This is a genomic window from Nitrosophilus sp. (genome assembly GCF_982775275.1).
Map to the genome: position 1 here is coordinate 1 of NZ_CEXZHP010000314.1, position 1,247 is coordinate 1,247.

Annotated in this window: 2 protein-coding genes; both read left to right on the top strand. The window is 39.9% G+C overall.

Annotated features, from left to right (window positions below; all coding sequences use genetic code 11):
• On the top strand, positions 1–684 hold a 684-nt coding region (locus tag AC30RD_RS09590; RefSeq protein WP_489494327.1), incomplete at its 5' end, for an ATP phosphoribosyltransferase regulatory subunit.
• A gap of 1 nt (position 685) precedes the next feature.
• The coding region (locus AC30RD_RS09595; protein ID WP_489494328.1) for a glutamate synthase-related protein at positions 686–1,247 on the top strand (562 nt) is incomplete at its 3' end.

Here is a 1,247-nt window from a genome sequence, read left to right on the forward strand (position 1 = left end):
CTTGTTCATTTTATGGAGAGTGTAGAGGATGCTGTTTGTGAAGATTGCCAAAGAAGAAAAGCAACAAACCCTATCCGTATTTTAGACTGTAAAAACGAAAAATGCCAATCTCTTTATGAAAATGCACCCAAACTTATCAACTCTTTATGTCAAAGTTGCCACAGCGATTTTGAAAAACTCCAAAAGATTCTTGATACAAACAATATACACTATGAAATAGATACCAACTTGGTACGTGGTCTTGATTATTATTCCAAAACAGCCTTTGAATTTGTAAGCGATAACATTGGAAGTCAAAGCGCGATTGCCGGGGGTGGTCGTTATGACAGACTTGTAGAGTTTTTAGATGGTCGCCCCACCCCTGCTGTTGGTTTTGCAATGGGGATTGAAAGGCTTATGGAGCTTATTCAAATGCCTCAGGAATCCCGCGAAGGTTTTTATCTTGGTGCTATGGATGAGGAGGCTGTTGATCTTATTATCTCTTTGACGCAAAAGAAGCGCAAGGAGACAAAGGCAACATGTGAGTACCGCTCACGCAACCTCAAAGCACACCTGAAGAATGCGGATAAAGCCAATGCACAGTATTGTTGCGTTCTAGGTTCTAATGAACTTGAAACACAAACCATCTGGGTAAAAGATCTTCTCAATAAAACAGAAGAGACAGTACGTTTAGAGGATTTTTAATTTGCACTTTTTAGATGGTATTATAGACAATATATGGGAGATTGTACTCGATTTTTTTGAACTTTTTTTAGTTCTTGCCACACTTGTTGTCATTTTTCTCTATTTTTATGATAAGTATGTGCAAAGAAAGCACTCACTTCTTATCAACTACCCTGTTATAGGAAGATTTCGATACCTTTTTGAGGCATTAAGGGAACCTCTGCGCCAGTATTTTGCAGAGGAAACCTTTTATGATTCTAAAGATAAAATAGACTGGGTTTACACCGCAGCCAAAGACAAACCAAACTACCAGTCCTTCTCTGTCAGTCAGCCGTTTGGAGGATCACGCTTTATCATTAAACACGCAAGCAGTGTCTTAAATGAAAAAGAGGTAGATGATGATGTCAGTATTACATTTGGGGAGGAGAGGGAACAACCTTTTATATCTAAAACACCCATTATACGCTCAGCTATGAGTGATGGAGCTCTCTCCCCGGAAGCGGTCCGTGCTTTTAGTCTTGCAGGGATGCATTCAGACCTTACCATAAATACGGGAGAGGGAGCACTGACATCCAACCATCTCT